This is a genomic window from Pelomicrobium sp. P1 (genome assembly GCF_052805615.1).
Window position 1 is genome coordinate 200,005 of sequence record NZ_JBRBEM010000004.1, and the last position, 21,431, is coordinate 221,435.

The window sequence follows — 21,431 nt, forward strand, 5'->3', positions numbered from 1 at the left end:
TGGCCCTGCGCCGCCGCCGGGCGGCTATCGAGCTTTGCCGCAGGCCAGGTTGGCGGGAATGGCCACATCCATGAGCCGCGGGTCCGGCAGGCGCAGATTGCGCATGATTTCCACGTACTGCTCGCGCGTCTTGCCGGCGATGCGCGGGTTGAACCGTTTCTCCTCGCCGATGGTGGAGACCGTCCATCCCTTGTAGTCGTGGGCTGGGTAGACCAAGGTCTCGTCGGGGAGCCGAAACAGTTTGTTGACGATGGAATCCCAGGACTTCTCCGGGTCGCCGTTTTGGAAGTCGGTGCGCCCCGTGCCGCGGATGAGCAGCACGTCTCCGGTGAAGACGGCGTACGGGGCCTCCGGACGGAGGACGAAGCTGAACGATTCGTCGGTGTGTCCCGGGGTATAGAGGGCGCCCAGCTTGATCCCGTCCACGTCGATCACCTCCCCTTCGCGGACGCTTTGCGAGACGCATTCGGCCTTGGTGAACTCGCCCATCATCGTGACGCAGCCGGTCGCGTCGCGCAGATCGCCGAGACCCGTGACATGGTCGGCGTGGGTATGGGTGTCGATCGCCCGGACGAGTCGCAACTCGAGCTGCTCGATGGCGGTGAGATACTGGGGAACCTGCTCTTTCACCGGGTCGATGATCAGGGCTTCGCGCCCCTTGCCCGAAGCGATCAAATACGTATAAGTGCTGGAGTTTGCGTCGAAAAACTGCCTCAATAGCATGGCGCGTCGTCCTTTCCCGCCGCGGGCATGATGCCCATGGCAGTATTTTCGAGTTTGCTAAATTAGATGTTTCTAATATAATGAGCTTCGTCATGTTTGACAAGACGACTCTTAGAGGAGGAGCGCCATGGCTCATCTCGTCGTAATGGGCGCCGGCCTCGGCGGGATGCCGGCCGCCTACGATCTCAGGAAAGCCCTCGGAAAATCCCACCAGGTGACCCTGGTCAACGCCTCCGAGCATTTCCAGTTCACCCCCAGCAACCCTTGGGTCGCGGTCGGCTGGCGCGAGCCGGAGCAGATCCTGGTGCCGATCCGCCCCCACGTGGAAAAGAAAGGCATCCGCTTCCTCGCCCAGGCGGTAGCGAAGATTGAGGCGCAGGCGAGCCGCCTGACCCTGGCCAACGGCGAGACCCTCTCCTACGACTACCTGGTGATCGCCACGGGGCCGAAGCTCGCCTTCGACGAGATCCCCGGGCTAGGCCCCGAAGGTCACACCGTCAGCGTGTGCACCACGCCCCACGCCGAGCACGCCCACGGCGCTTACCGCAAGTTCCTGGAAAATCCCGGCCCGGTGGTCATCGGCGCGGTCCAGGGGGCGAGCTGCTTCGGTCCGGCCTACGAGTTCGCCATGATCCTGGACGCAGATCTGCGCAAGCGAAAGCTCCGTGACCGGGTGCCCATGACCTTCGTCACCAGCGAGCCCTACATCGGCCACATGGGCCTGGGCGGGGTGGGCGATTCCAAGGGCCTGCTGGAGTCGGAGCTGCGCCAGCGGCACATCAAGTGGATCACCAACTCCAAGGTGCTCGAGGCCACGGCAGAGGGTGTAAAGGTGACCGAGCACAACGAGCGGGGCGAGGCGGTCAAGGAGCACGAGCTTGCCTCCCGCTACACCATGTTCATTCCCGCCTTCAAGGGCGTGGACCCGGTGGCCGCGGTGGAGGGCCTCGTCAATCCCCGCGGCTTCGTGCTGGTGGACGAGCACCAGCGCAATCCGAAATACCGCAACGTCTTCTCCGCCGGCGTGTGCGTGGCGATTCCGCCGGTGGAAGCCACCCCGGTGCCCACCGGCGCGCCCAAGACCGGCTACATGATCGAGTCCATGGTCACGGCCATCGTGGAGAACATCAAAGCCGAGCTGGAGGGCCGCCCCCCTTCCGCCAAAGCCACCTGGAACGCCATCTGCCTGGCCGACCTGGGGGACGACGGGGTGGCCTTCGTGGCGCTGCCCCAGATCCCGCCCCGCAACGTCACCTGGGCCAAGCAGGGCAAATGGGTGCATCTCGCCAAGGTGGCCTTCGAGAAGTACTTCCTGCGCAAGATGAAGACCGGCGCCACCGAGCCGATCTACGAGAAATACGTGCTCCGGGCGCTGGGCATCACACGGCTTAAAGAAAGCTGAAAAGGAGCGACCCCATGATGAACTCATCCTTGCTGTTGGCCGCGACACTCTTCGCGCTGGTCACCGTGCCAGCGCTGGCGGCCGGATCCCCAGACCCCCGTCTGGAGCGTTCCCGTGCGCTCGCCGACTCGTTCCAGCAAGCGCTCAAGCAAAAGCTCACCAGTGCCCTCGAGCAGGGCGGTCCAGTGAACGCTATTGGCGTGTGCAAGGAAGAAGCGCCGGCGATCGCCGCGGGGCTCTCGGCCCAAAGCGGCGCACGGGTGGGACGCACGGCGCTGCGCATCCGCAATCCGGCCAACGCCCCCGACGCGGACGCCCGGGCCGTCCTCGAGGGTTTTCAGGGGGCGCTTGCCGGCGGCGCCGGGCCGGAAACCCTGGAGCGCTTCGAAGCGCGGCCCGACGGCGGCGCGCGCTACATGAGGGCCATCATTGCCCAGCCGCCCTGCCTCGCCTGCCACGGCACCGAGATCCCGGCGTCGGTACAGGCAGCCCTGAAACGGCACTATCCGGAAGACCAGGCGACCGGCTTCCGAGCGGGGGATCTGCGGGGCGCGTTTCTCGTCGATTGGCCGCCTTCAAGCGCGGGCGAAGGATCGCCTGCCGGGGGCAAGGAGGGGCGGCCATGATCCGGGTCTGTTCCCATTGCGGCGCGAAGAACCGGGTGCCGGCAGCCCATCTGGCGGACACTGGCCGCTGTGGCGCCTGCAAGCGCGAGCTTCCGCCCCTAGCCGAGCCGGTCGAGGCGGACGAAGCGCTCTTCGCCGAGATCACCCGGGAGGCCAGGGTACCGGTGCTGGTGGACTTCTGGGCGCCCTGGTGCGCCCCCTGCCGCATGGCCGGCCCGGAAGTCGCCAAGGCCGCCGCCAACCTGGCGGGCAAGGCCGTCGTGCTCAAGGTGAACACCGAAGAGCACCCCGTGCTGGCGAGCCGTTTCGGCGTGCGCAGCATCCCCAACTTCGCCCTGTTCAAGGACGGCGCGCTGCGCTGGCAGCAGCCTGGGCTGCTGGGGCACCGGCAACTGGAGCAGCTCGCTATGGAAGCGGCATGAAGCGTTGGCGCTTGCAGAGTCGACGACTCGCCCTGTTGATCGGCGGGCTCGCTGCGTGGGCGAGCGCCGGCGCCGGGGAGCTAGGGGACCTCCTGCGCTCGAGCCTTGCGCACCCGGCCGTGGCGGCCCGGGCCGCCGCGAAGGAGGCGGCCGACCGCCAACTCGATGCTGCTCGGCGCCGCACCCTGGGCGCCGCGAGCCTGGTCGCCGAGGCCGCCCGCTACGAGGGGGAGCGCTTCGTCGGCGTGCTCTCTCCCGCCGCCCTGGCCGCCATGCCCTTCTCCCGGGACGTCTCCCGCTACGGGGTGGCCTATCAGTTGCCCGTGGACCTGGCGGGGGCCATCGCCGCCGCCCGGCGCGCCGCGCAGGGCGATCTGGAAGCGGCGCGGCTCACCGAGCGGCAGACGGCGCTTCTGAAGCTCCATGACACCGCCAGCGCCTACGTGCGCCTGCAGGCCTTGCTGCACCAGGTGCAGGTGTTGAAGGTGCAGCAGGAGCGGGTCCGACAAACCATCGAGCGCATCCAGCGGGAAGTGGAGATCGGGCAGGCGGCCCTGGTGGACCTGCGCCTGGCCGAAAGCGAACAGGCCCGGCTGCACTCGGAGCAGACCCGTCTGCAGGCGGCGATCGAGGAGGCACTCACGGCACTAGAGGAAGCGAGCGGCCAGCGCCAGTTGCCCTCCGAGACCCTCTCCGCCGCGCCGGCCTGGCCGGAAGGTGGGATCGATAGCGCCCTGCCCCTGGAGCTCGCGCAAGCGCGGGCGGAAGCCCAAGCCGCCCGGGCCGAGGAAGCGCGGCGGCAGCTCTGGCCCGCCTTCTCCCTGGGGGCGGATTATTTCCAGTTCGACAGCGGAGCGTTGCCGCCGGACACCTGGACCCTGTCGGCGCGGGTGAGCCTGCCCATCGACCCCGCCGCCTGGGCCCGCGCCGACGCCGCCCGGGCCCAGGCCCGCGCCGCGCGGGAGGAGCGGGAAGCGGCTCGCCGGGACGTGGCGCGCCAATGGGCCGCCCTGCGTTCGGCCTACGACACCGCCCGCGCCGACGCCGAGGCGCTTAAGCAGGAGATCGCCGCCCGGGAGGAGGTGGTGCGGGTCCAGGCCGAGCTGCTGCGGGTGGGCATGGCGCCCATGGAAGAGTTTCTGCGGCAACAGCGGGACCTGCGGGAGGCCGAAGCCCGTGGCACGGAGGCCCGGGCCCGCGCCCTGATCGCCTGGTCGGCGGCCCAGGTACTCCTGGGCACGCCAGTGGAGCGCTACATCGAAATCCTAGACTCGGTCCGATAGCCGCAGGGTGCGCTCCAGCGCATGATAAGGAGCGGTTCTGGCTTCACGGTGCGTTTCGCTCTTGCTCAACGCACCCTACCGCGAAGGCGCATCTTCCCATCCCACCGCTTGCACGTCGAGCAAAACGTCCACGCCTCGGGCGGGGGCGATGCGCCGCGCCGGGATGTCCTCGCCGCGACGCCACGCGGCCACCGCGGCGCGCTTGGGCTCGCCTTGCACGAAAAAGAGCACCTGGCGCGCCCGGCTGAGGCGCGACGCGCTCAGGCTGACCCGCTCGGGCGAGGGCTTGGGTGCATCGCGCACGGGGAGGACGTCCGTCTCCCGGTCTATCTCCGGGGCGAGGCCGGGAAAGAGGCTGGCGGTATGCCCGTCTTCGCCCAAGCCCAGCAACACCAGGTCGAATTCGCCCACCGACGCGAGCGTTCGGGCGTAGGCCGAGGCGGCGGCTTCCGGCCCCAGCTCCGCGGGGATGGGGTGAATCTGGGCGGGGGGAATGGGCACGTGATCGAGCCAGCGCTCGGCAATGCGCGTGTCGTTGCGGGCGGGGTCGCCCCGCGGCCGGCAGCGCTCGTCCCCGAAGTACACGTGCCAGGCGCTCCAATCGGTCTCGGCGAAGCGCAACCGTTCGTAGACCGGGAGCGGCGTCTCGCCCCCGGCGAGGACCAGATGGAACGCGCTACGCGCCGCGATCGCCTCGCGGCTCGCGCGCGCGATCGCCCGGGCGCCGTGCCGCACCAGGTCCGCGGCGTCGGGGTACACGTGCCAGCGCAGGGTCTGGATCGTCACAAGGCTCAATCAATGAGATTGCGCCAGCAGTGGTCTTCCCGGTCGAACAGGCGATCGGCTTCCTCCGGCCCCCAGGTGCCCGCCGGATAGGGGCTGACGGGGTTCCGGTCCCGGACCCAATGGCGCAGGATGGGATCCACCACCCGCCACGACCATTCCACCTCGTCGAAGCGCAGAAAGAGGCTCTGGTCGCCTTCGATCACGTCCAGCAGCAGGGTCTTGTAGGCCTCCATCGATGATGCCCGGGCCTGGCGGTAGGAAGCGTTCAAGCGCAAAACCCGGGTGCGCATTTCCGTGCCGGGCTCTTTGGCCTGGAGCTCCAGGTGCACGCACTCCGCGGGCTGGAGCGAGAGGAGAATCCAATCGGGCTCCGGCGCCGTCCCGCCGGCGTCGAACAGGCGCTGGGGCGGGTGCTTGAAGCGGACGGCGATGGAGGAGAAGGCGCTCGCCAGCCGCTTGCCGGTGCGGAGGTAGAAGGGGACGTCGCGCCAGCGCCAGTTGTCGATGTAGAGCTTGAGCGCCGCGTAGGTCTCGGTGTCGGACGCCCCGTCCACCCCCGGCTCTTCCCGGTAGCCGGGCACGGTCTCCCCCGCCACCGTCCCGCGGGCGTACTGCCCGCGCACGGCGAAGGCGCTGGCGGCTCCCTCCGGTATCGGGCGGATGGCGCGCAGCACCTTGACCTTTTCGTCCCGGATCGCGTCGGGATCGAAGGAGGCGGGGGGCTCCATCGCCACCACCGCGGCCAACTGCATCAGATGGTTCTGCACCATGTCGCGCAGGGCTCCGGCGTGCTCGTAGTAGCCGGCGCGGCCCCCGACGCCCCCCGTCTCCGCCACGGTGATCTGCACGTGATCCACGTGGTTGCGGTTCCACACCGGCTCGACGAGCATGTTGGCGAAGCGCAAAACGAACAGGTTCTGCACCGTCTCCTTGCCCAGGTAATGGTCGATGCGGTAGATCTGCCCCTCGTCGAAGTGGCGGTGTAGCAGCGCGTTCAACCGGCGGGCGCTGTCCAGATCCTCGCCGAAGGGTTTCTCCACCACGATGCGGTGCCTGCCGTGGGAACGGTTGATGCCGGCGCGGTTCAGGTTCTCGATCACGGTGGCGAAATCCTGGGGCCGGATGGCGAGGTAGAAGATGACGTTTTCGCACGCCCCCAAGTGGGGCTTGCCCAGGACTTCCACGAGGCGCGGGTAAGCTTGGGGATCGTTGAGGTCGCCGGCCACGTAGTCGAACCGGGCGGCGAAGCGATCGAAGACCTCCGGGCCGCATTCGCTCCCGAGCCGCTGGCTGAGCGCCGGGTGCAGATGTTCCAGCCAGTCTGCGCGGCGCCACGCCCGGCGCGCGAAGGCAATGACGCGCAGGCCTTCGTGCAGGCGCCCCTCGGCCTCGAGCTGGCACAGGGCGGGCAGGAGCTTGGTGGTCGCGAGGTGCCCGGTGGCCCCGAAGATGACGAAGGAGCAGGGCTCCCGCGGGACCTGGGTCATTCCGTCTCGCGGGTCCGAACGGGATGCCCGCCGAACTGGCGGCGCATCACGGCCAGCAGCCGCCAGGCGTAATCGTGTTTGCCCTGGCTCGCGAAGCGCATCATGAGGGCGGCGGAAATCGCCGGCACCGGTACCCCGCGCGCGACGGCCTCCTCCACGGCCCAGCGCCCCTCCCCCGAGTCCGCCACCCAGGGCTCGACCCCCGTAAGCGCGGGGTTCTCCGCCAGCGCCTCGGCGGTCAAGTCGAGCAGCCAGCTCCGGATCACGGTGCCGTGCCGCCAGGTCTCGGCGATGGCGGCGAGATCGAGCTGGAAGTCCGGTTGCGCCTCGAGAAGCGCGAAGCCCTCAGCATAGGCTTGCATCATTGCGTACTCGATGCCGTTGTGGACCATCTTGACGAAATGGCCCGCGCCGGCCGGGCCGCAGTGCAGCCAGCCCCGGTCGTGTGCCGGGGCGAGGGCCTTCAGGATCGGCTCCAGGCGCGCCACCGCCCGCGCCGAGCCCCCCAGCATGAGGGCGTAGCCGTGCTCGAGCCCCCCCACGCCGCCGGATACCCCGGCATCCACGAAGTCGATGCCCCGCTGCGCCAGGGAGGCGGCGCGGCGCATGGAATCTTTGTAATGGGAATTGGCCCCGTCGACGAGCACGTCCCCTGGCGCGAGGAGGGGCGCGATGGCTTCGATATGCTGCCCGGTGACCTCCCCCGCCGGCAGCATGAGCCAGACCACCCGGGGCGGGGGGAGAAGCGCGGTGAGCCGCTCCAGGGAATCGGCGGCGGCCAATCCCGTCTCCGCAGCGAGGGCATGGGCGACGGCAGGGTTGCGGTTCCACGCCGCGAGCCCGATCCCGGCCCGCCGCAGTCGCCGCGCCATGTTGGCGCCCATCCTGCCCAGCCCGACGATGCCCAGCTCCATGGGCTCATGATAGCGGGGCCGGCGTGCCCGCGAAACCTCCCGCTGCCCGGGCGCTCAGGCGGGCCTCACTTTTTCGCGGAGCAGGTGTTGAGCCCCAGCAGGGAATAGGCGGGACAGAAGCCCACCAGCGCCGTCGCCAGGGGCACGATCCCGATCCAGCCCCAGGCGCCGATGGTTCCGGTCAGGGTCAAGCCGATCAGGGCGATGCCGACCCCGGCCCGCAGCACCCGGTCGATGCTTCCCACATTCGTCTTCATGGTTACCTCCTGTCTGCTTGTACCGACCCTATTCAACGCCCTCGGCCCGGCCCCCGTCTGTGACTTAGGTCACAGACCTTCGGCGATGCGCCTCAAGCCTTCCGGGTCGAGGACCAAGATCTGCTCCCGGCCCAGAGCGACCAGGCCCTGGTCGGCGAAGCTCCCGAGGAGCCGGCTCACCATCTCCCGCACGCTCCCTAATTCGTCGGCCAACTGCTGGCGGGTGGCCCGGACGGTGCGGCCCCGCTTGAGCAGCAGAGCGGCGAGGCGCTGGTCCAGCTTGCGGAAGGCCACTTCCTCCACCAACTGCATGAGGTCGGCTAGGCGCTCGGAAAACAACCGGAAGACGAAGGTGCGAAACTCGGGCGTGGCGAGCAGCTCGGTGAAAACCGGCGCAGGCAACAGCACCAGCTCCGTCTCTCCCTCCGCCGTGCCGCGGGCGTTGTAGCGGGCCTCCCCCAGAAGGCAACTGGAGGTGATGATGCAGCTCTCGCCGGGCCGCACGCGGTAGAGGGGCAATTCGCGCCCGCCGGGGGAAAGCTTGGACACCCGCACCGCGCCGCCCAGGACGAAGGGAAATCCCCGGCAGGGCTGCCGCTCGTCGAAGACGATGGCCCCGGAGGGCAACGCGGCCGCCTGGGCCTCCCGCTCGATGCGGCTGCGCAGCGGCGGGGCGAGCCGCGCGAGAAACGGGTAGAGGGCGATCAGGCGGTCGTCGAACGCAGGCATGGGCCGTCCGATCGGGCAAGCTTCACGATGAGCAATGCGGGCATCGCGAACCGAGGTTCGCCTGCGAGTCAAGCCGGCGGGCGCGAAGCCATCGCTCCGATCCGCCGCCGCAGAAACTTCTCCACCTCCAGGATGACGAGGAGCGCCACCCCCACCGCCACCACCTCGATGCCCTGGCCGATGGCGAGGGGCCGGCTGCCGAAGAACAGCTCCATGAAGGGCGCGTAGGTGAAGAGAAGCTGCAGGCCGAACACGGTGAACACCGCGATCAAGACCGGCCCCGTGCCCTTGACGCCCTCGAAGGTGAAGGAAGGGGTGCGCAGGTAGCGCACGCTGAAAAGATAGAACACCTCCATCGCCACTAGGGTATTGACCGCCACCGTGCGCGCCTCCTCCACGCCGGCGCCGCGGGCGAGCGCCCATTGGAACATGCCGAAGATGCCGGCGAGAAAGAGCGTCGAAACCAGGGCGATGCGCCACAGCAGGAAGCCGGACAGGATGGGCTCCCCCACCGGCCGGGGCGGGCGGCGCATCACGTCGGGCTCGGTGGGCTCGAAGGCCAAGGCCAGGGCGAGCCCCACCGAACTCACCATGTTGACCCACAGGATCTGCACCGGCGTGACGGGCAGGGTCGCCCCCGCGAGGATCGCCGCCACCAGGCTCAAGGATTCGCCGCCGTTGATGGGCAGCAGAAAGGTGATGGCCTTGCGCAGGTTGTCGTACACGGTGCGCCCTTCCTCCACCGCGTGGGCGATGGAGGCGAAGTTGTCGTCGGCCAGCACCATGGCGGCCGCCTCCTTGGCCGCCTCGGTTCCCTTGCGCCCCATGGCGACGCCCACGTCGGCGCGCTTGAGGGCCGGCGCGTCGTTCACCCCGTCGCCGGTCATGGCCACCACCTCGCCGTTCGCCTGCAAGGCCTGCACCAGCCGCAGCTTGTGCTCCGGGCTCGCCCGGGCGAACACGTCCGCCTCCTGCACCGCCCGTCGCAGGGCGGCCTGGTCCATGGTCTCCAGGTCGACGCCAGTGAGCGCCCGCACGCCGTCGCCGATGCCGAGCTGGGCGCCGATGGCCCGGGCGGTCACCGCGTGGTCGCCGGTAATCATCTTCACTCGGATGCCGGCGCCGCGGCAGCGCTCCACCGCCCGGACCGCCTCCTCCCGGGGAGGATCCATCAGGCCGAAGAGGGCAAGCAGGGTGAACCCGCCCTGTTCCACGTCGGCAAAGAGCAGCTCCCCCTTTCCGGGCTCGACGGCGCGAAAGGCCGCCGCCAGCACCCGCTGCCCGGCGGCGGCCGTCTCCTCGATGCGGCGGTGCCAATAGGGAAGATCCAGCGGGCGGTCCTCCCCGCGGCTGCGCTGGGCACTGCACAGCTCCAGCACCCGTTCCGGCGCACCCTTCAGGTAAACAAAGGCATGCCCCGCGTGGTCGTGGTGCAGGGTGGCCATGAACCGGTGCTCGGACTCGAAGGGGATGGCGTCGATGCGCGGGCGCTCCTCCGCTTCCACCCGGGGACGGAGGCCGGCCTTGAGGGCGAGGGACACCAGCGCCCCCTCGGTGGGATCGCCCTCCAGCCGCCATTCCCCCGCCTCTTCCCGCAGCGTCGCGTCGTTGCACAGGAGCGCCGCCCGGGCGATCTCCAGGAGCTCCGGGTAGTCGTCCACCGCCGCTTCCCGCCCCTCCACCAGGAAGCCGCCCCGGGGCGCGTAGCCGGCGCCTTCCACCTCGAACGTCCCGTCCGCCGTCACCACGCGCCGCACGGTCATTTCGTTGCGCGTCAGCGTCCCGGTTTTGTCGGAGCAGATGACCGTCACCGACCCTAGGGTCTCCACCGCCGGCAGCCGGCGGATGATGGCGTTGCGCCGGGCCATGCGCTGCACGCCGATGGCGAGCGTGATGGTGAGGATCGCGGGCAACCCTTCCGGGATCGCCGCCACCGCCAAGGCGACTGCGGCGGTGAACATGTCGGCGGCGGCGTAGTCCCGCACCAGGATGCCGAACGCGAACACCAGGGCCGCGGCGGCGAGGATGGCCGCCGTCAGTTGCCGGGCGAAGGCGGCCATCTTGCGCAGGAGCGGCGTTTCCACCTGCTCCACCTGCTCCAGCATGGCGCCGATGCGCCCGAGCTCGGTGGCCGCTCCCGTCGCCACCACCACCCCGGCCCCCTGGCCGTAGGTGACCAGGGTGCCGGAATAGGCCATGCAGACCCGGTCACCGATGGGCGTCCCGGGGTCCACGGGGACGAGGGCCTTCTCCACCGGCTCCGACTCCCCGGTAAGCGCCGCTTCCTCGATGCGCAGGCTATTCGCCTCGATCAGGCGCAGGTCCGCGGGAACCTTGTCGCCGGAAGCGAGCAGCACCACGTCCCCGGGCACCAGCTCTTCGGCCGGGATCTCCATCCGGCGCCCAGCGCGGCGCACCGTGGCCTTGGGGGAGAGCATCCCGCGGATCGCCTCCAGCGCCTTCTCCGCCTTTCCCTCCTGGAAGAAGCCGATCAGGGCGTTGACCAGCACCACCCCGAGGATCACCGCGCTGTCCACCCAGTGACCCAGGGCCGCGGTGACGACGACGGCCGCGAGCAGCACGTAGATGAGGACGTTGTGGAACTGGAGCAGGAACCGGACCAGGGGGCTGCGGCGCTTGGGCGGCGCCAGGCGATTGGGACCGAAGCGCCCCAGGCGCTCGGCGGCTTCCTCGGCGCTCAGACCCGCGCGCCGGGTCCCGAGCCGCTCCATCACCGCGCCCGCGTCCAGGGCGTGCCAGGGGTCTGGCTGTACAGGCTTGTTCATGACGTTCGATTGGGGGAGAGGGCTATCTCTTTTCAGCTTTGTGGGATGCGTGAAGCGAAGCGCAACGCACCGAACAGCGCCGACGAATGGTGCGCCAAAACGCACCCTACGCAAACTATACGGGGGCGGACGGCCCCCGCTATTGATCCCGATCAAATCGAAGGGATCGACGCCAGCACTCTCCGCACCGGCGTGGGCACCGCCCCCTGGGCCGCTTCGAGGACGGGAAGCCACAGCCACCCCGGTTGCGCCGCCCGCTCCGGCACGCGCCCCACCCGCAAGAGCCGCGGATGGATGCGCAGGGCGAAATGGGTGAAGACGTGGGTGAGGGGCTCCAGCGCCGCGAGCGCCTGGGGCCGCGCTTCCAGCACCCGGGCGCACCAGGCGGCGGGGTCCTCTTCCAGGCCGATCTCGGGAAACGACCACAGGCCGCCCCACAGGCCCACGGGCGCGCGCTTTTCCAGCAGCACTTCGCCCGCGCGGACCACCACCAGCCACTGGACCTCCCGCTGGGGCAAGGGCCGACGCGGGCGCGGCGCGGGCAGCCGATCCACCTGCCCCGTGCGCCGAGCCACGCAGTCGCCGGCCACCGGGCAGGCGGCGCAGCGGGGCCGCGCGCGGGTGCACACGGTGGCCCCCAGGTCCATGAGGCCCTGGGTGTACGCCTCGATGTCTTGCCCGGGAAGAAGCGCGTGGGCTTCCCGCCACAGGCGCCGCTCCACGGCCGGCGCGCCCGGGTGGCCTTCGATGCCCAGGTGGCGAGCGAGCACCCGCTTCACGTTGCCGTCCAGGATCGCGGCCCGCTCGCCGAAGGCGAAAACCGCGACGGCCGCGGCGGTGGAGCGCCCCACCCCCGGCAGCCTGGCGATGTCTTCGCTGCAGGTGGGGAAAGCGCCGCCCCACTTCCCCATAATCTCCCGGGCCGCCCGGTGGAGGTGGCGCGCCCGGGAGTAATAGCCGAGCCCGCTCCACAGCTCGAGCACCTCCTCCAGCTCCGCCGCGGCCAGCGCCGCCACGGAGGGGAAGCGCTCCAGGAAGCGCAGGTAGTAGGGAACGACGGTGGCCACCTGGGTCTGCTGCAGCATCACCTCTGCGATCCAGATGGCATAGGGGTCGCGGCGCTTCTGCCAGGGCAGGTCATGCCGTCCCGCCCGCCGCTGCCAGGCGATGAGCCGTTCGGCGAAGGTCCCGGCGACCGGAATCACTTCTTGAACAGCTCCTTCAGCGCGTCCAGGGGGTTGGGCGGCGGCGCCTCCTGGCCCGCTTCGCCCCCTTCCTTAGGGCCGCCCAGCCGGCGCTGGATCTCCCGCTCCAGGGTACGCTTGGCCACGTCGCCCGCGATGGCGCCGAAGTCGAACTCGTAGCGGGGCTGGGCCAGGGGACCCGTCACCCGCACCGGCACCGTGATGCCTTTGAGCTGGGCCAGTTCCGCGCCCCCTTGTCCCTTGGAGGTGGCCACCACGGTGGCCTTGAGCAGGTAATCCAGGGTGTCGTTGACGATATCCACGCTCCCCGCACCGGCGAGCCGCAGCAGGGGCGACTTGCCCGTGAGGTCGTTGTTGCGGGCGACGCCGTCCTTGAGGAGAAAAGTGCCCGAGAGCTCGGAGAAGTCGGTCTTCTTCTCGCCGCTCGCGGCTTCCACCTGCTTGCCCCGCAGGGTGGCGAGGGCCGCCTTGGCCTCCCGCAAGGTCTCGGCGATGTTCACCCCCTTGATGGCGCCATCCTTGAGCTGGAAGGCCACGGTGCCCCGCAGGGCTTTCTTGAGGGCCTCGACGCTCGCCCCCTGGCCGCTCAAGTCCAAGGTCACGGTGCCGCGCCCTTCCAGGCGATCCGTGCCGTTCAAGTCCCGAAGCAGGGGGCCCACCTGGACGCCGGTCAACTGCTGCTGGATGGCGATGGAAGGGGGCTGGGTGGCGGCGATGGCCAGCGCCCCCGAGAGCTTGCCCTGGTACAAGGTGGCGGATGGCGTGGCGTTCAACCGCCCGCCGGCGGCCTTCACGACGAGGTGCACGTCGGTGGCAGTCAGGTTCGCCGCCTTGAGCTTGCCGATTTTCACCACCCCGTTCAGGTCCAGGCCCTCGAGGAAGGCGAAGCCCAGGGGGGCGCCCTTCCGAGCGGCGGCGTCCTTCTGGGATGCCGACCCTTGGCCGCTTCCCTTCCCCGCTTGAGGCGGGGCGCCGCCGGTGAGCCGGTCGAGATCCAGGGTTTCTACCGCCAGGGCGAAAGAAACCTTCGGTTTGGCGAACCCGTTCACGTCCACCGTGGCGGTAAGGGGGCTCTCCAGCAGCGTGCCCTGGAGCCGGGTGCTGGCCGTTTCCTTGGCCGTGTTGAACGCCGCCTCTCCCGTCAGATCGGCGGAGGCCTTGCCTCCGGGCAAATCCGGCCCCATGGCGGTGCCGCTCAGCTTGAGGGGCTTCAACCGGAACTCCCGGGTCTCCAGGTTCCCCGTCAAGGGGGCGTTCACGGTCACCTTGAACGTCCGCTCCCCCTGGCGGCCGTCCAGGGTGAGCTGCAGGGGCCCCGCCTGGAACGCCTGGGCGTTGCCCTGCACGCCGGCGACAGCCAGGTTCGCGACCCAGGCGTCCCGGCCCCCCGTGCGCTTGAAGCTCACGGTGGCCTTCCCGCCCGTGTAGCGTTCGCCCGCCAGGATCAGCTTGGGGGCGTCCACCGCCAGGTCCAGGGCTTCGCCCCCATGCTCGCCCGTGAGGGTGAGCTTCAGTTTCTCGGCCGCGAACTCCCCGGTCTTGGCGTTGGCGGTCAAGTCCCCGTTGGCGGCGAGCTCAAGCTTCTTGAGCTCCGCGGCGTTCCCAGTCACGTGGAGGCTCGCGTCGTTCATGGCCACGCGCTGCGCCTGCACATTGAAAGTGAGACGGCCCTGGAAGCGGGTGTCCAGGTTCAGCTCCGGCTGCTTGCCCACCGCGGTGAAGGTGAGGCCCACGGTGCTCGGCACGTCGTTGGCGATGCGCCCGGTCTTGAGGTTCAGGTTGCGCAGCGTGAGCTCCCGTCCCTGGGTCTCGTCCCGGTAGTGCAGGGTCGCGTCGCTCACCGTCACCTGATCGATGTCGATCATCACGGGCGGCGCCCCCTCCTCTTGCGGCGCCTGGGCCTTTCCCGCCGGGGGCACCGGCACCGCCAGCAGGTCCTGGTAGTTGGTGGAGCCGTCCTTGAACTTCACCAGCCGCGCCCGCAAGCCCGTGAGGGCCACCTCGTCCACCACCACTTCCCGGCGCAGCAGGGGCCACAGGGCCACTGAAGCCCTCGCGCTCTCGATGGCGGCGAATTCCTCCTCCCCGCCCCGCTCGGACAGGCTCGCACGGCCGAGGCTCGCGCCGAGCCTGGGAAAGAGGGTGAGGCGCAGGTCGCCCTCCAGCGTCAGCGTGCGGCCGGTCTTTTCCTTGACCAGGGCCGCGAGCTGGGGCTTGTAGCGGTTGGCGTCGAAGGTGGCGGCGAAGAGGACGAGTCCCGCGATGGCGACGACCGCCAGCACGGCGAGTCCGAGGAGGGCGAGCTTGAGCTTTTTCATCGAAGGGCCTTGCATGTGGAGGTTGGGCGGAGAACAATCCGCGGCCGTCGCGGCGGTGGAGAGGACACCGGAGCGACACGGGAGCGGCGCCGCGGCTTTCGCAACGGGCTCCAGCGTATCATATCGCGCAGCGAGGGAAAGGCGCTCTGCCGCGGTGAACTCGCCGCCGCGCCCGCCCTTCTACTGGTTCATGCTCCAGGTCCGCGATCTCACCAAGGCCTATCATCCCGGCGCGCCGGTGCTGCGGGGCGTCGCCTTCGATCTCGCTCCCGGAGAATATGTGGCCATCATGGGGGAATCCGGCGTGGGCAAATCCACGCTGCTCAACCTGATCGCCGGCCTGGACACACCGGATGCGGGACGCGTGGTGCTGGAGGGGGTGGACCTCACCCGGCTCGACGACGACGAGCGCACCCGCCTGCGCCGCCGCCGCATGGGCTTCGTGTTCCAGGCCTTCCACCTGCTGCCCCACCTGACGGTGGCTCAGAACGTGGCCTTGCCCCTCGCCTTGAATGCCCTGGACGATCCGGACCGGGTGCAGCGCTTGCTCGAGCGGGTGGGGCTCGCAGGCAAGGCCCGGCGCTATCCCCGGGAGCTCTCCGGCGGCGAGGCCCAGCGGGTGGCCATCGCCCGGGCCCTGGTCCACCGGCCGGCCCTGGTGCTGGCGGACGAGCCCACGGGCAACCTGGACCCGCGCACCGCTGCCCAGGTGCTAGGCGTGATGAAGGAGCAACTTCAGCAGGACGGCGCCGCTGCCATCCTGGTCACCCATTCCGAGCGGGCCGCGGCCACGGCCCAGCGCGTCTACGTGTTGGGACCCGAGGGGCTCGCGCCCCAAACCCGCTGAATGGGAACCGCCCGCCTCATCGCCCGGGCCGCCGTGCTCGGGCCCCTGTTCCAGGCGCCGGGCCGCACCGCCCTGTCCGTCGTGGCCATCGCTCTGGGCGTCGCCCTGGGAATGGCGATCCACCTGATCCACGGCACCGCCGCCGCGGAAGTCCACGCCGCCACCCGGGCCCTCTTCGGCGAGGCGGACCTGGTGGTGCAAGGGGGGAGCGAAGGCTTCGACGAGGAGCTCTTTCCGATGGTGGCCCGCACCCCGGGCGTCAAGCTCGCGAGCCCGCTGGTGGAAGTGGAAGCGCGGCTTGAGGGGCGCCGGGAAACCCTGCGCATCCAGGGGCTGGATCCCCTGCGGGCCGGGCGGCTCCTGCCAGCCCTTTCCACCGGCGAAGGCGGTTCCCCCATCGACATCTTTAGCGACGATGCCTTGTACTTGAGCCCCGCCGCGGCCCAAGCGCTTGGGCTTCGAGAGGGCGACCGGCTCCCGGTGCGGGTGGGCACCCGTCCGGTGGAACTGCGGGTGGCGGGGTTACTTCCCGGAAGCGCTTTTTCCCAGTCCATCGGGGTCATGGACATCGCCGCCGCCCAGTGGAGGCTCGACCGGCTGGGGCGGCTCTCCCGCATCGACCTGCGCCTCGCCCCCGGCGCCGAGCCGGCGGAGGTTCGCGCCGCTCTGGCGCAGCGGCTCCCCCCCGACGTGCAGGTGACCACCCCGGCGCTGGAGGCCCGGGAAGCCCTGAGCCTCTCCCGGGCCTACCGGGTGAACCTGACCGCCCTTTCCCTGATTGCCCTCTTCACCGGCGGGTTCCTGGTCTTTTCCACCCAGGCCCTCTCCGTGCTGCGGCGCCGGCGGCAACTGGCCCTGCTGCGGGCCCTGGGGGCGGCGCGGGGGGCCCTCGCCCGCTGGATCCTGGCGGAGGGGGCGGTCCTCGGGGCCGTGGGCGCCGCCCTGGGGGTGGCCCTGGGTTACGCCCTGGCGGCTTTCGTCCTGGCGACCCTGGGCGCCGACCTGGGGGCGGGATATTTTCCGCACCTCGCCTCCCGGGTGCGGGCTACCCCCTGGACCTGGGCGGGCTTCTTCGTCCTGGGGGTTGGGGTTTCCGTCCTGGGGGCCCTCGCCCCGGCCCTGGAGGCGGCTCGGGTAGCGCCGGCCCAGGCCCTCAAGGCAGGGGACGAAGAGCGGCCCCTCGCCCGCCTCCCCTGGCGCGCGCCGGGGACGGTAGCCCTGGGGCTCGCCGTCGCACTCCTCGGGCTGCCCCCGGTGGACGGGCTGCCCCTGGGGGGCTACGCCGCCATCGCCTTGCTCCTCCTGGGGGCGGTGCTGCTGCTGCCGGCCCTCACCCGCCGCGCCTTCGATGCGCTTCCCGTCCGCGGGCCGGCATGGACCCAGGTGGCCGCCGCCCACCTCAAAGGCAGCGCGGGCCAGGTGACGTTGTCGGTGGCGGCGGTGCTGGTGAGCGGCAGCCTCATGGTGTCCATGGCCATCATGGTGGCCTCCTTCCGCCACTCCCTGGACGCCTGGCTGGAAAAAGTGCTGCCCGGAGACCTCTATCTGCGCGCCGGCTTCGCCGGGGAATCCGCCTTCTTGGACGTGGCCTTCCAGGAGACTTTAGCGGGTCTTCCCGGTGTGGCTCGCTTCGAGCTGTCCCGCTCGGTGGAAATCGTCCTGGCCCCCGACCGTCCCCCCGTCACCCTGATCGCCCGGCCCATGGGCCTTAACGAGGCCCGGGAGCGCCTGTGGCTCACCCGGGAGGCCCCCGCCCAGCCCGAAGAGGTCGATCCCCTTTGGGTGTCCGAGTCCTTCGCCGATCTCTACGGCCTCGCGCCGGGCAGCCGCCTGGAGTTGCCCCTTGCCGGGCGCCCCGTGGCCTTCCAGGTGCAGGGGATCTGGCGGGACTACGCCCGGCCGGAGGGCGCGGCGGTCCTGGATCTGGCCCTGTACCGGCGGCTCACTGGCGATCCCCGTGCCACCACCGCCACCCTGTGGCTCGCCCCGGGGGCGACGGCCGATGGGGTGGCCGCAGGTCTGCGGCAGCGGCGGCCGGAAGCCGCCTTCGAGGTGAGCGTCCCGGGGGACATCCGGGCCGCCTCCCTCGCCCTCTTCGACCGCACCTTCGCCGTCACCTACGCCCTGGAAGCCGTGGCGCTGCTGATCGGGCTCTTCGGCGTAAGCGCCGCCGCCAGCAGCCAGGTGCTGGCCCGGCGGGGGGAGTTCGGCATGCTGCGCCACGTGGGCATGACCCGCCGGGAGATCGGGGCCATGCTGGCCTTCGAGGGCGGGGTGTGGGGCCTCACCGGTGTCCTGGCCGGCAACGTGCTGGGATTCGTGGTGGGCCTGATTCTGATCCACGTAGTCAACCGCCAGTCGTTTCACTGGAGCATGGATCTCCATCCCCCCTGGGGGCTGCTCGTGCTCCTGGCGGCGGGTCTGGTCGCCGCCGCGGCGGTGACCGCCGTGGCGAGCGGCCGCCAGGCCACGGGCATGGAGGTGGTGCGGGCGGTGCGGGAGGACTGGTGAGGAGCCTTAAGGGTTTGTTCGGGCTGGCGCTGCTGGGTTTCGCCGCTCTGGCGGCAGCGGGGATCGAGTATCCTCCGGTCACGCCGGGCCGGGAGATCTCGTTTCCTGCCGACGAGGGCAGCCACCCGGCGTTCCGCATCGAATGGTGGTACGTGACCGGGTGGCTCACTGCCGAGGACGGGGCCCGGCTGGGCTTCCAGGTCACCTTTTTCCGCAGCCGGCCGGATTTTGCCAGCGAAAATCCCAGTCGATTCGCGCCGCGCCAGGTCCTGGCCGCCCACGCCGCCCTCTCGGACCCCGCCTTAGGGCGGCTGCTCCATGACCAGCGGGCGGCCCGGGAGGGCTTCGGCCTGGCTTACGCCCGGCAGGGTCGGGTAGATCTCGCCATCGACGACTGGACCCTGATCCAGGAAGGCAGCCGCTACCGGGCCGTGATCCCCGCCCAGGGATTCCGCCTGGATCTCGCCTTCGAGCCCACCCAGCCGCCCCTGCTGCAGGGACGGGACGGCTTCAGCCAGAAGGGGCCCGAGGAGCACTCGGCGAGCTACTACTACAGCCTGCCCCACCTGCGGGTCGCGGGCACCGTGGAGCGGGACGGGCGCCGCCGGACGGTGACCGGGGAAGCCTGGCTCGACCACGAGTGGTCGAGCCGGCTCATGGACGAGGCCGCGGTGGGCTGGGACTGGATCGGGATCAATCTCCTGGACGGGGGGGCGCTGATGGCCTTCCGCATGCGCGACCGGAAAGGCGGGACCCACTGGGCGGGGGGCACCCTGCGGCGCCCCGACGGGAGCGTTCGCACCTTCGGGCCCGACGAGGTCGTCTTCATTCCTGGGCGCCGCTGGGCGAGCCCCCGTTCCGGGATCGGCTATCCGGTGGACTGGACGGTGCGGACGGGGTCTCTAGAGCTTAAACTCCGGCCCCTCATGGATGATCAGGAAAACGACGCCCGGGCAAGCACCGGCACCCTCTACTGGGAGGGCGCGGTGGAGGCGCTGGAAGCGGGCCGCCTGGTGGGGCGCGGTTATCTGGAGCTGACCGGCTATGGCAGGGCGTTGAGGTTTTAGCGGTCAATGGAACGTCAGCGACGAACCCCCTGCGCTCAATCGGCAGGCCCCACGCTCCGGACTACTTCTCGGCGCTTCGCCAGGTGGGCGGTGGCGGCTTCGGCCTGGCCGGTGGCCACGTCCAGCGTATAGGCGCCCCCCGCTCCCGGACCGGAGACGATGGTCGCCCCCACGCTCTGGAGCAGCTCCCGGATCTGACCTTCCGTCGCCTCGTGATGGAAGGTCACGGTGAGCCGGGCGCCCCCGACCTGGACAGGGGTCGCGGCTTCCCGTTCATGGAGCAGCGCCCCGATCAGGGCCGCCTCCACCGCCGCCACCGTCACCGCGATGCCGAACATGGGGGTAAGCCAGCGGGGCCGGCCGCGGCGCCGCGGGGGTGCCGCCGGAACGGGAACCGGGGCCGAAGGCACGAGCTGCTGCATGAAGCGGGCGAAGGCGGCGTCCCGGCTTCGCGGTCCAACACTCGCTTGAGCCTCCCGTTCCCGCCGCCTCAGCCATTCCACTTCCGCCCGCGCGTCGGGGGAGCGGGCAAGGAAAGCCTCCACCCGCGCCAGCATCGGGCCGGTCAGATGTCCTTTAACGTAACGGGGAAGGAGCTTACGCAACTCCAGATCTTCCGGGTTGCGGTTTCTGCTATCAGCCATCGTCGGACTCTCGCTCAACCCAGGTGTGCAAACCCATGGTCCACTTCGATAGTAGGCCGTTGTCCCGCGCTTGTCAGCTATCGAAACGAAGTCGCGAAAAGACAAAGATCTAAGAGAGGCGGGCGAAGGCGGTAGACGTCGCTGGAACCGCTTCGAATGGGTCTTGCAGGACGAAGCGGAAGCGTTTCTGGATGGGAGCGGGTGATGGGAATGCGCCCGGCTCGCGTTGCCTCCGCGATCCGGACATCCCTCGCCGCTGTCAGCGGCTTCGCGGCCGCCCACGCATCAAACCGCAATCCGCACACCCCGACGGGTGATGGGAATGTGCCCGGCTCGCGTTGCCTCCGCGATCCGGGCATCCCTCGCCGCTGTCAGCGGCTTCGTGGCCGCCCACGCATCAAACCGCAATCCGCACACCCCGACGGGTGATGGGAATGTGCCCGGCTCGCGTTGCCTCCGCGATCCGGGCATCCCTCGCGGCGATGCCGCTCGGGACCGTGGGCCCGTGGACGGGCCCACGTCCAACCGTAGGTCCACCGGACCTCCGGTTGTCGAACCCGGGTGGGTACTTCACCCTTCCCCACATTCCAGAAACCCAAGGGCCCTCCGCGGAGGGCCCTTGGGTTTCTGGAGCGGGTGATGGGAATCGAACCCACGTTCTCAGCTTGGGAAGCTGATGTTCTACCATTGAACTACACCCGCACGGCGGACTCGGCTATTTTCCTCCCCTTCCCACCTCGCCGGAAATCCAGCGGGTGATGGGAATGTGCCCGGCTCGCGTTGCCTCCGCGATCCGGGCATCCCTCGCCGCCTCAGGCGGCTCGGGACCGCCGGGCCTCGACCGGCCCGACGTCCCATTCGACGTCCACCGGACGTCGAATGGTCGAACCCACGTTCTCAGCTTGGGAAGCTGATGTTCTACCATTGAACTACACCCGCCCAGGGCGGCCACAGTCTACCCCATTCCCTGCCGGATTTGAAATTCGCCCGCCCGGCGCTGAGAACGAGGCGCTCGCCGGTGGTAAAATAATGCTCTGAATTCGATACTTCGACGCTCCCACGCCATGATCGAGCTTACGGTGAACGGGGAACCCCGCCGGTTCGCCCCCGGCATTACGGTGGCCCAGCTCATCGACGAGCTGCAGCTCGCCGGTAAGCGCATCGCCCTGGAAAAAAACGGCGAGATCGTGCCCCGCAGCCGCTTCCAAGAGGAGCGTCTGCAGGAAGGCGACCGGCTGGAAATCGTGGTGGCGGTCGGCGGCGGTTGACCCGGGTCAAGGGCATCGGCCCGGGCTCATGTCATCGTTGAGTTCCTGTTTCTCCCCGTTCGGAGACGCGCCCATGGATCCACTGGTCATCGCAGGCACCGCCTATTCGTCCCGGCTCCTGGTGGGGACCGGCAAGTACAAGGACTTCGAGGAGAC

General features: G+C 69.9%; 18 protein-coding genes, 1 tRNA gene and 1 pseudogene. 9 read left to right on the forward strand and 11 right to left on the reverse strand.

What is annotated here, in order from left to right; translation table 11 throughout:
• Window positions 1-24 precede the first annotated feature (24 nt).
• Window positions 25-723, reverse strand: coding sequence for an MBL fold metallo-hydrolase (locus tag ACUVYZ_RS06315; protein WP_439933204.1), 699 nt, complete (start codon window positions 721-723; stop codon window positions 25-27).
• Between the two features lie 127 nt (window positions 724-850).
• On the opposite strand from ACUVYZ_RS06315, the gene ACUVYZ_RS06320 reads away from it, so the two are divergent.
• Genes ACUVYZ_RS06320 through ACUVYZ_RS06335 form a run of 4 tightly spaced genes read left to right on the forward strand, consistent with a single transcriptional unit; the run spans window position 851 to window position 4,456 of the window.
• A complete protein-coding gene (locus ACUVYZ_RS06320) occupies window positions 851-2,125 on the forward strand; it encodes an NAD(P)/FAD-dependent oxidoreductase (protein ID WP_439933203.1) in 1,275 nt (424 codons plus the stop codon).
• Between the two features lie 14 nt (window positions 2,126-2,139).
• Window positions 2,140-2,751, forward strand: a complete 612-nt coding sequence (locus ACUVYZ_RS06325; protein ID WP_439933202.1) for a Tll0287-like domain-containing protein — start codon at window positions 2,140-2,142, stop codon at window positions 2,749-2,751.
• A complete protein-coding gene (locus ACUVYZ_RS06330) occupies window positions 2,748-3,173 on the forward strand; it encodes a thioredoxin family protein (protein WP_439933201.1) in 426 nt (141 codons plus the stop codon). Before ACUVYZ_RS06325 ends, ACUVYZ_RS06330 begins: the two co-directional genes overlap by 4 nt.
• Window positions 3,170-4,456, forward strand: coding sequence for a TolC family protein (locus tag ACUVYZ_RS06335; protein ID WP_439933200.1), 1,287 nt, complete (start codon window positions 3,170-3,172; stop codon window positions 4,454-4,456). The genes ACUVYZ_RS06330 and ACUVYZ_RS06335 overlap by 4 nt, the downstream gene beginning before the upstream one ends.
• A gap of 75 nt (window positions 4,457-4,531) precedes the next feature.
• On the opposite strand, the gene pgl is transcribed toward ACUVYZ_RS06335, so the two are convergent.
• The 8 genes from pgl to ACUVYZ_RS06375 all read right to left on the reverse strand — a co-directional run bounded on the left by pgl (window position 4,532) and on the right by ACUVYZ_RS06375 (window position 14,938).
• Window positions 4,532-5,242, reverse strand: coding sequence for a 6-phosphogluconolactonase (gene pgl / locus ACUVYZ_RS06340; RefSeq protein WP_439933199.1), 711 nt, complete (start codon window positions 5,240-5,242; stop codon window positions 4,532-4,534).
• A 5-nt stretch (window positions 5,243-5,247) separates the two neighbouring features.
• A complete protein-coding gene (gene zwf, locus ACUVYZ_RS06345) occupies window positions 5,248-6,729 on the reverse strand; it encodes a glucose-6-phosphate dehydrogenase (protein ID WP_439933198.1) in 1,482 nt (493 codons plus the stop codon).
• Window positions 6,726-7,643, reverse strand: a complete 918-nt coding sequence (gene gnd, locus ACUVYZ_RS06350; protein WP_439933197.1) for a phosphogluconate dehydrogenase (NAD(+)-dependent, decarboxylating) — start codon at window positions 7,641-7,643, stop codon at window positions 6,726-6,728. Before gnd ends, zwf begins: the two co-directional genes overlap by 4 nt.
• A 65-nt stretch (window positions 7,644-7,708) precedes the next feature.
• A complete protein-coding gene (locus tag ACUVYZ_RS06355) occupies window positions 7,709-7,900 on the reverse strand; it encodes a YgaP family membrane protein (RefSeq protein WP_439933196.1) in 192 nt (63 codons plus the stop codon).
• 69 nt (window positions 7,901-7,969) lie between these two features.
• Window positions 7,970-8,629, reverse strand: a complete 660-nt coding sequence (locus ACUVYZ_RS06360) for a Crp/Fnr family transcriptional regulator (protein WP_439933195.1) — start codon at window positions 8,627-8,629, stop codon at window positions 7,970-7,972.
• Between the two features lie 68 nt (window positions 8,630-8,697).
• Window positions 8,698-11,415, reverse strand: a complete 2,718-nt coding sequence (locus tag ACUVYZ_RS06365; protein ID WP_439933194.1) for a cation-transporting P-type ATPase — start codon at window positions 11,413-11,415, stop codon at window positions 8,698-8,700.
• 152 nt (window positions 11,416-11,567) lie between these two features.
• On the reverse strand, window positions 11,568-12,620 hold the full coding sequence (mutY, locus tag ACUVYZ_RS06370; protein WP_439933193.1) for an A/G-specific adenine glycosylase: 1,053 nt from the start codon (window positions 12,618-12,620) through the stop codon (window positions 11,568-11,570).
• Window positions 12,617-14,938, reverse strand: a complete 2,322-nt coding sequence (locus ACUVYZ_RS06375) for an AsmA family protein (RefSeq protein ID WP_439933192.1) — start codon at window positions 14,936-14,938, stop codon at window positions 12,617-12,619. Before ACUVYZ_RS06375 ends, mutY begins: the two co-directional genes overlap by 4 nt.
• Window positions 14,939-15,128: 190 nt before the next feature.
• Here ACUVYZ_RS06375 and ACUVYZ_RS06380 point away from each other — a divergent pair, with 190 nt between their 5' ends.
• The 3 genes from ACUVYZ_RS06380 to ACUVYZ_RS06390 are packed head-to-tail and all read left to right on the forward strand — an operon-like array spanning window position 15,129 to window position 19,363.
• Window positions 15,129-15,785 carry an ABC transporter ATP-binding protein gene (locus ACUVYZ_RS06380; protein WP_439933405.1) on the forward strand — a complete coding sequence of 219 codons (657 nt, stop codon included), beginning with the start codon at window positions 15,129-15,131 and terminating at the stop codon, window positions 15,783-15,785.
• Window positions 15,786-18,296, forward strand: a complete 2,511-nt coding sequence (locus ACUVYZ_RS06385; RefSeq protein ID WP_439933191.1) for an FtsX-like permease family protein — start codon at window positions 15,786-15,788, stop codon at window positions 18,294-18,296.
• Window positions 18,293-19,363 carry a lipocalin-like domain-containing protein gene (locus ACUVYZ_RS06390; RefSeq protein ID WP_439933190.1) on the forward strand — a complete coding sequence of 357 codons (1,071 nt, stop codon included), beginning with the start codon at window positions 18,293-18,295 and terminating at the stop codon, window positions 19,361-19,363. The genes ACUVYZ_RS06385 and ACUVYZ_RS06390 overlap by 4 nt, the downstream gene beginning before the upstream one ends.
• Window positions 19,364-19,398: 35 nt before the next feature.
• Here the strand turns inward: ACUVYZ_RS06390 and ACUVYZ_RS06395 are convergent, their stop codons facing one another.
• Both ACUVYZ_RS06395 and ACUVYZ_RS06400 read right to left on the reverse strand, forming a co-directional pair.
• On the reverse strand, window positions 19,399-20,007 hold the full coding sequence (locus ACUVYZ_RS06395) for a hypothetical protein (protein WP_439933189.1): 609 nt from the start codon (window positions 20,005-20,007) through the stop codon (window positions 19,399-19,401).
• A 628-nt stretch (window positions 20,008-20,635) separates the two neighbouring features.
• Window positions 20,636-20,709: transfer RNA gene (locus tag ACUVYZ_RS06400), tRNA-Gly, on the reverse strand.
• Window positions 20,710-21,071: 362 nt separating this feature from the next.
• Here ACUVYZ_RS06400 and thiS point away from each other — a divergent pair.
• Together thiS and ACUVYZ_RS06410 are read left to right on the forward strand one after the other, a co-directional pair.
• Complete coding sequence (gene thiS, locus ACUVYZ_RS06405) at window positions 21,072-21,275, forward strand: sulfur carrier protein ThiS (protein WP_439933188.1); 204 nt, start codon at window positions 21,072-21,074, stop codon at window positions 21,273-21,275.
• A gap of 73 nt (window positions 21,276-21,348) precedes the next feature.
• Window positions 21,349-21,431, forward strand: a pseudogene (locus tag ACUVYZ_RS06410) (thiazole synthase); the annotation flags it as partial.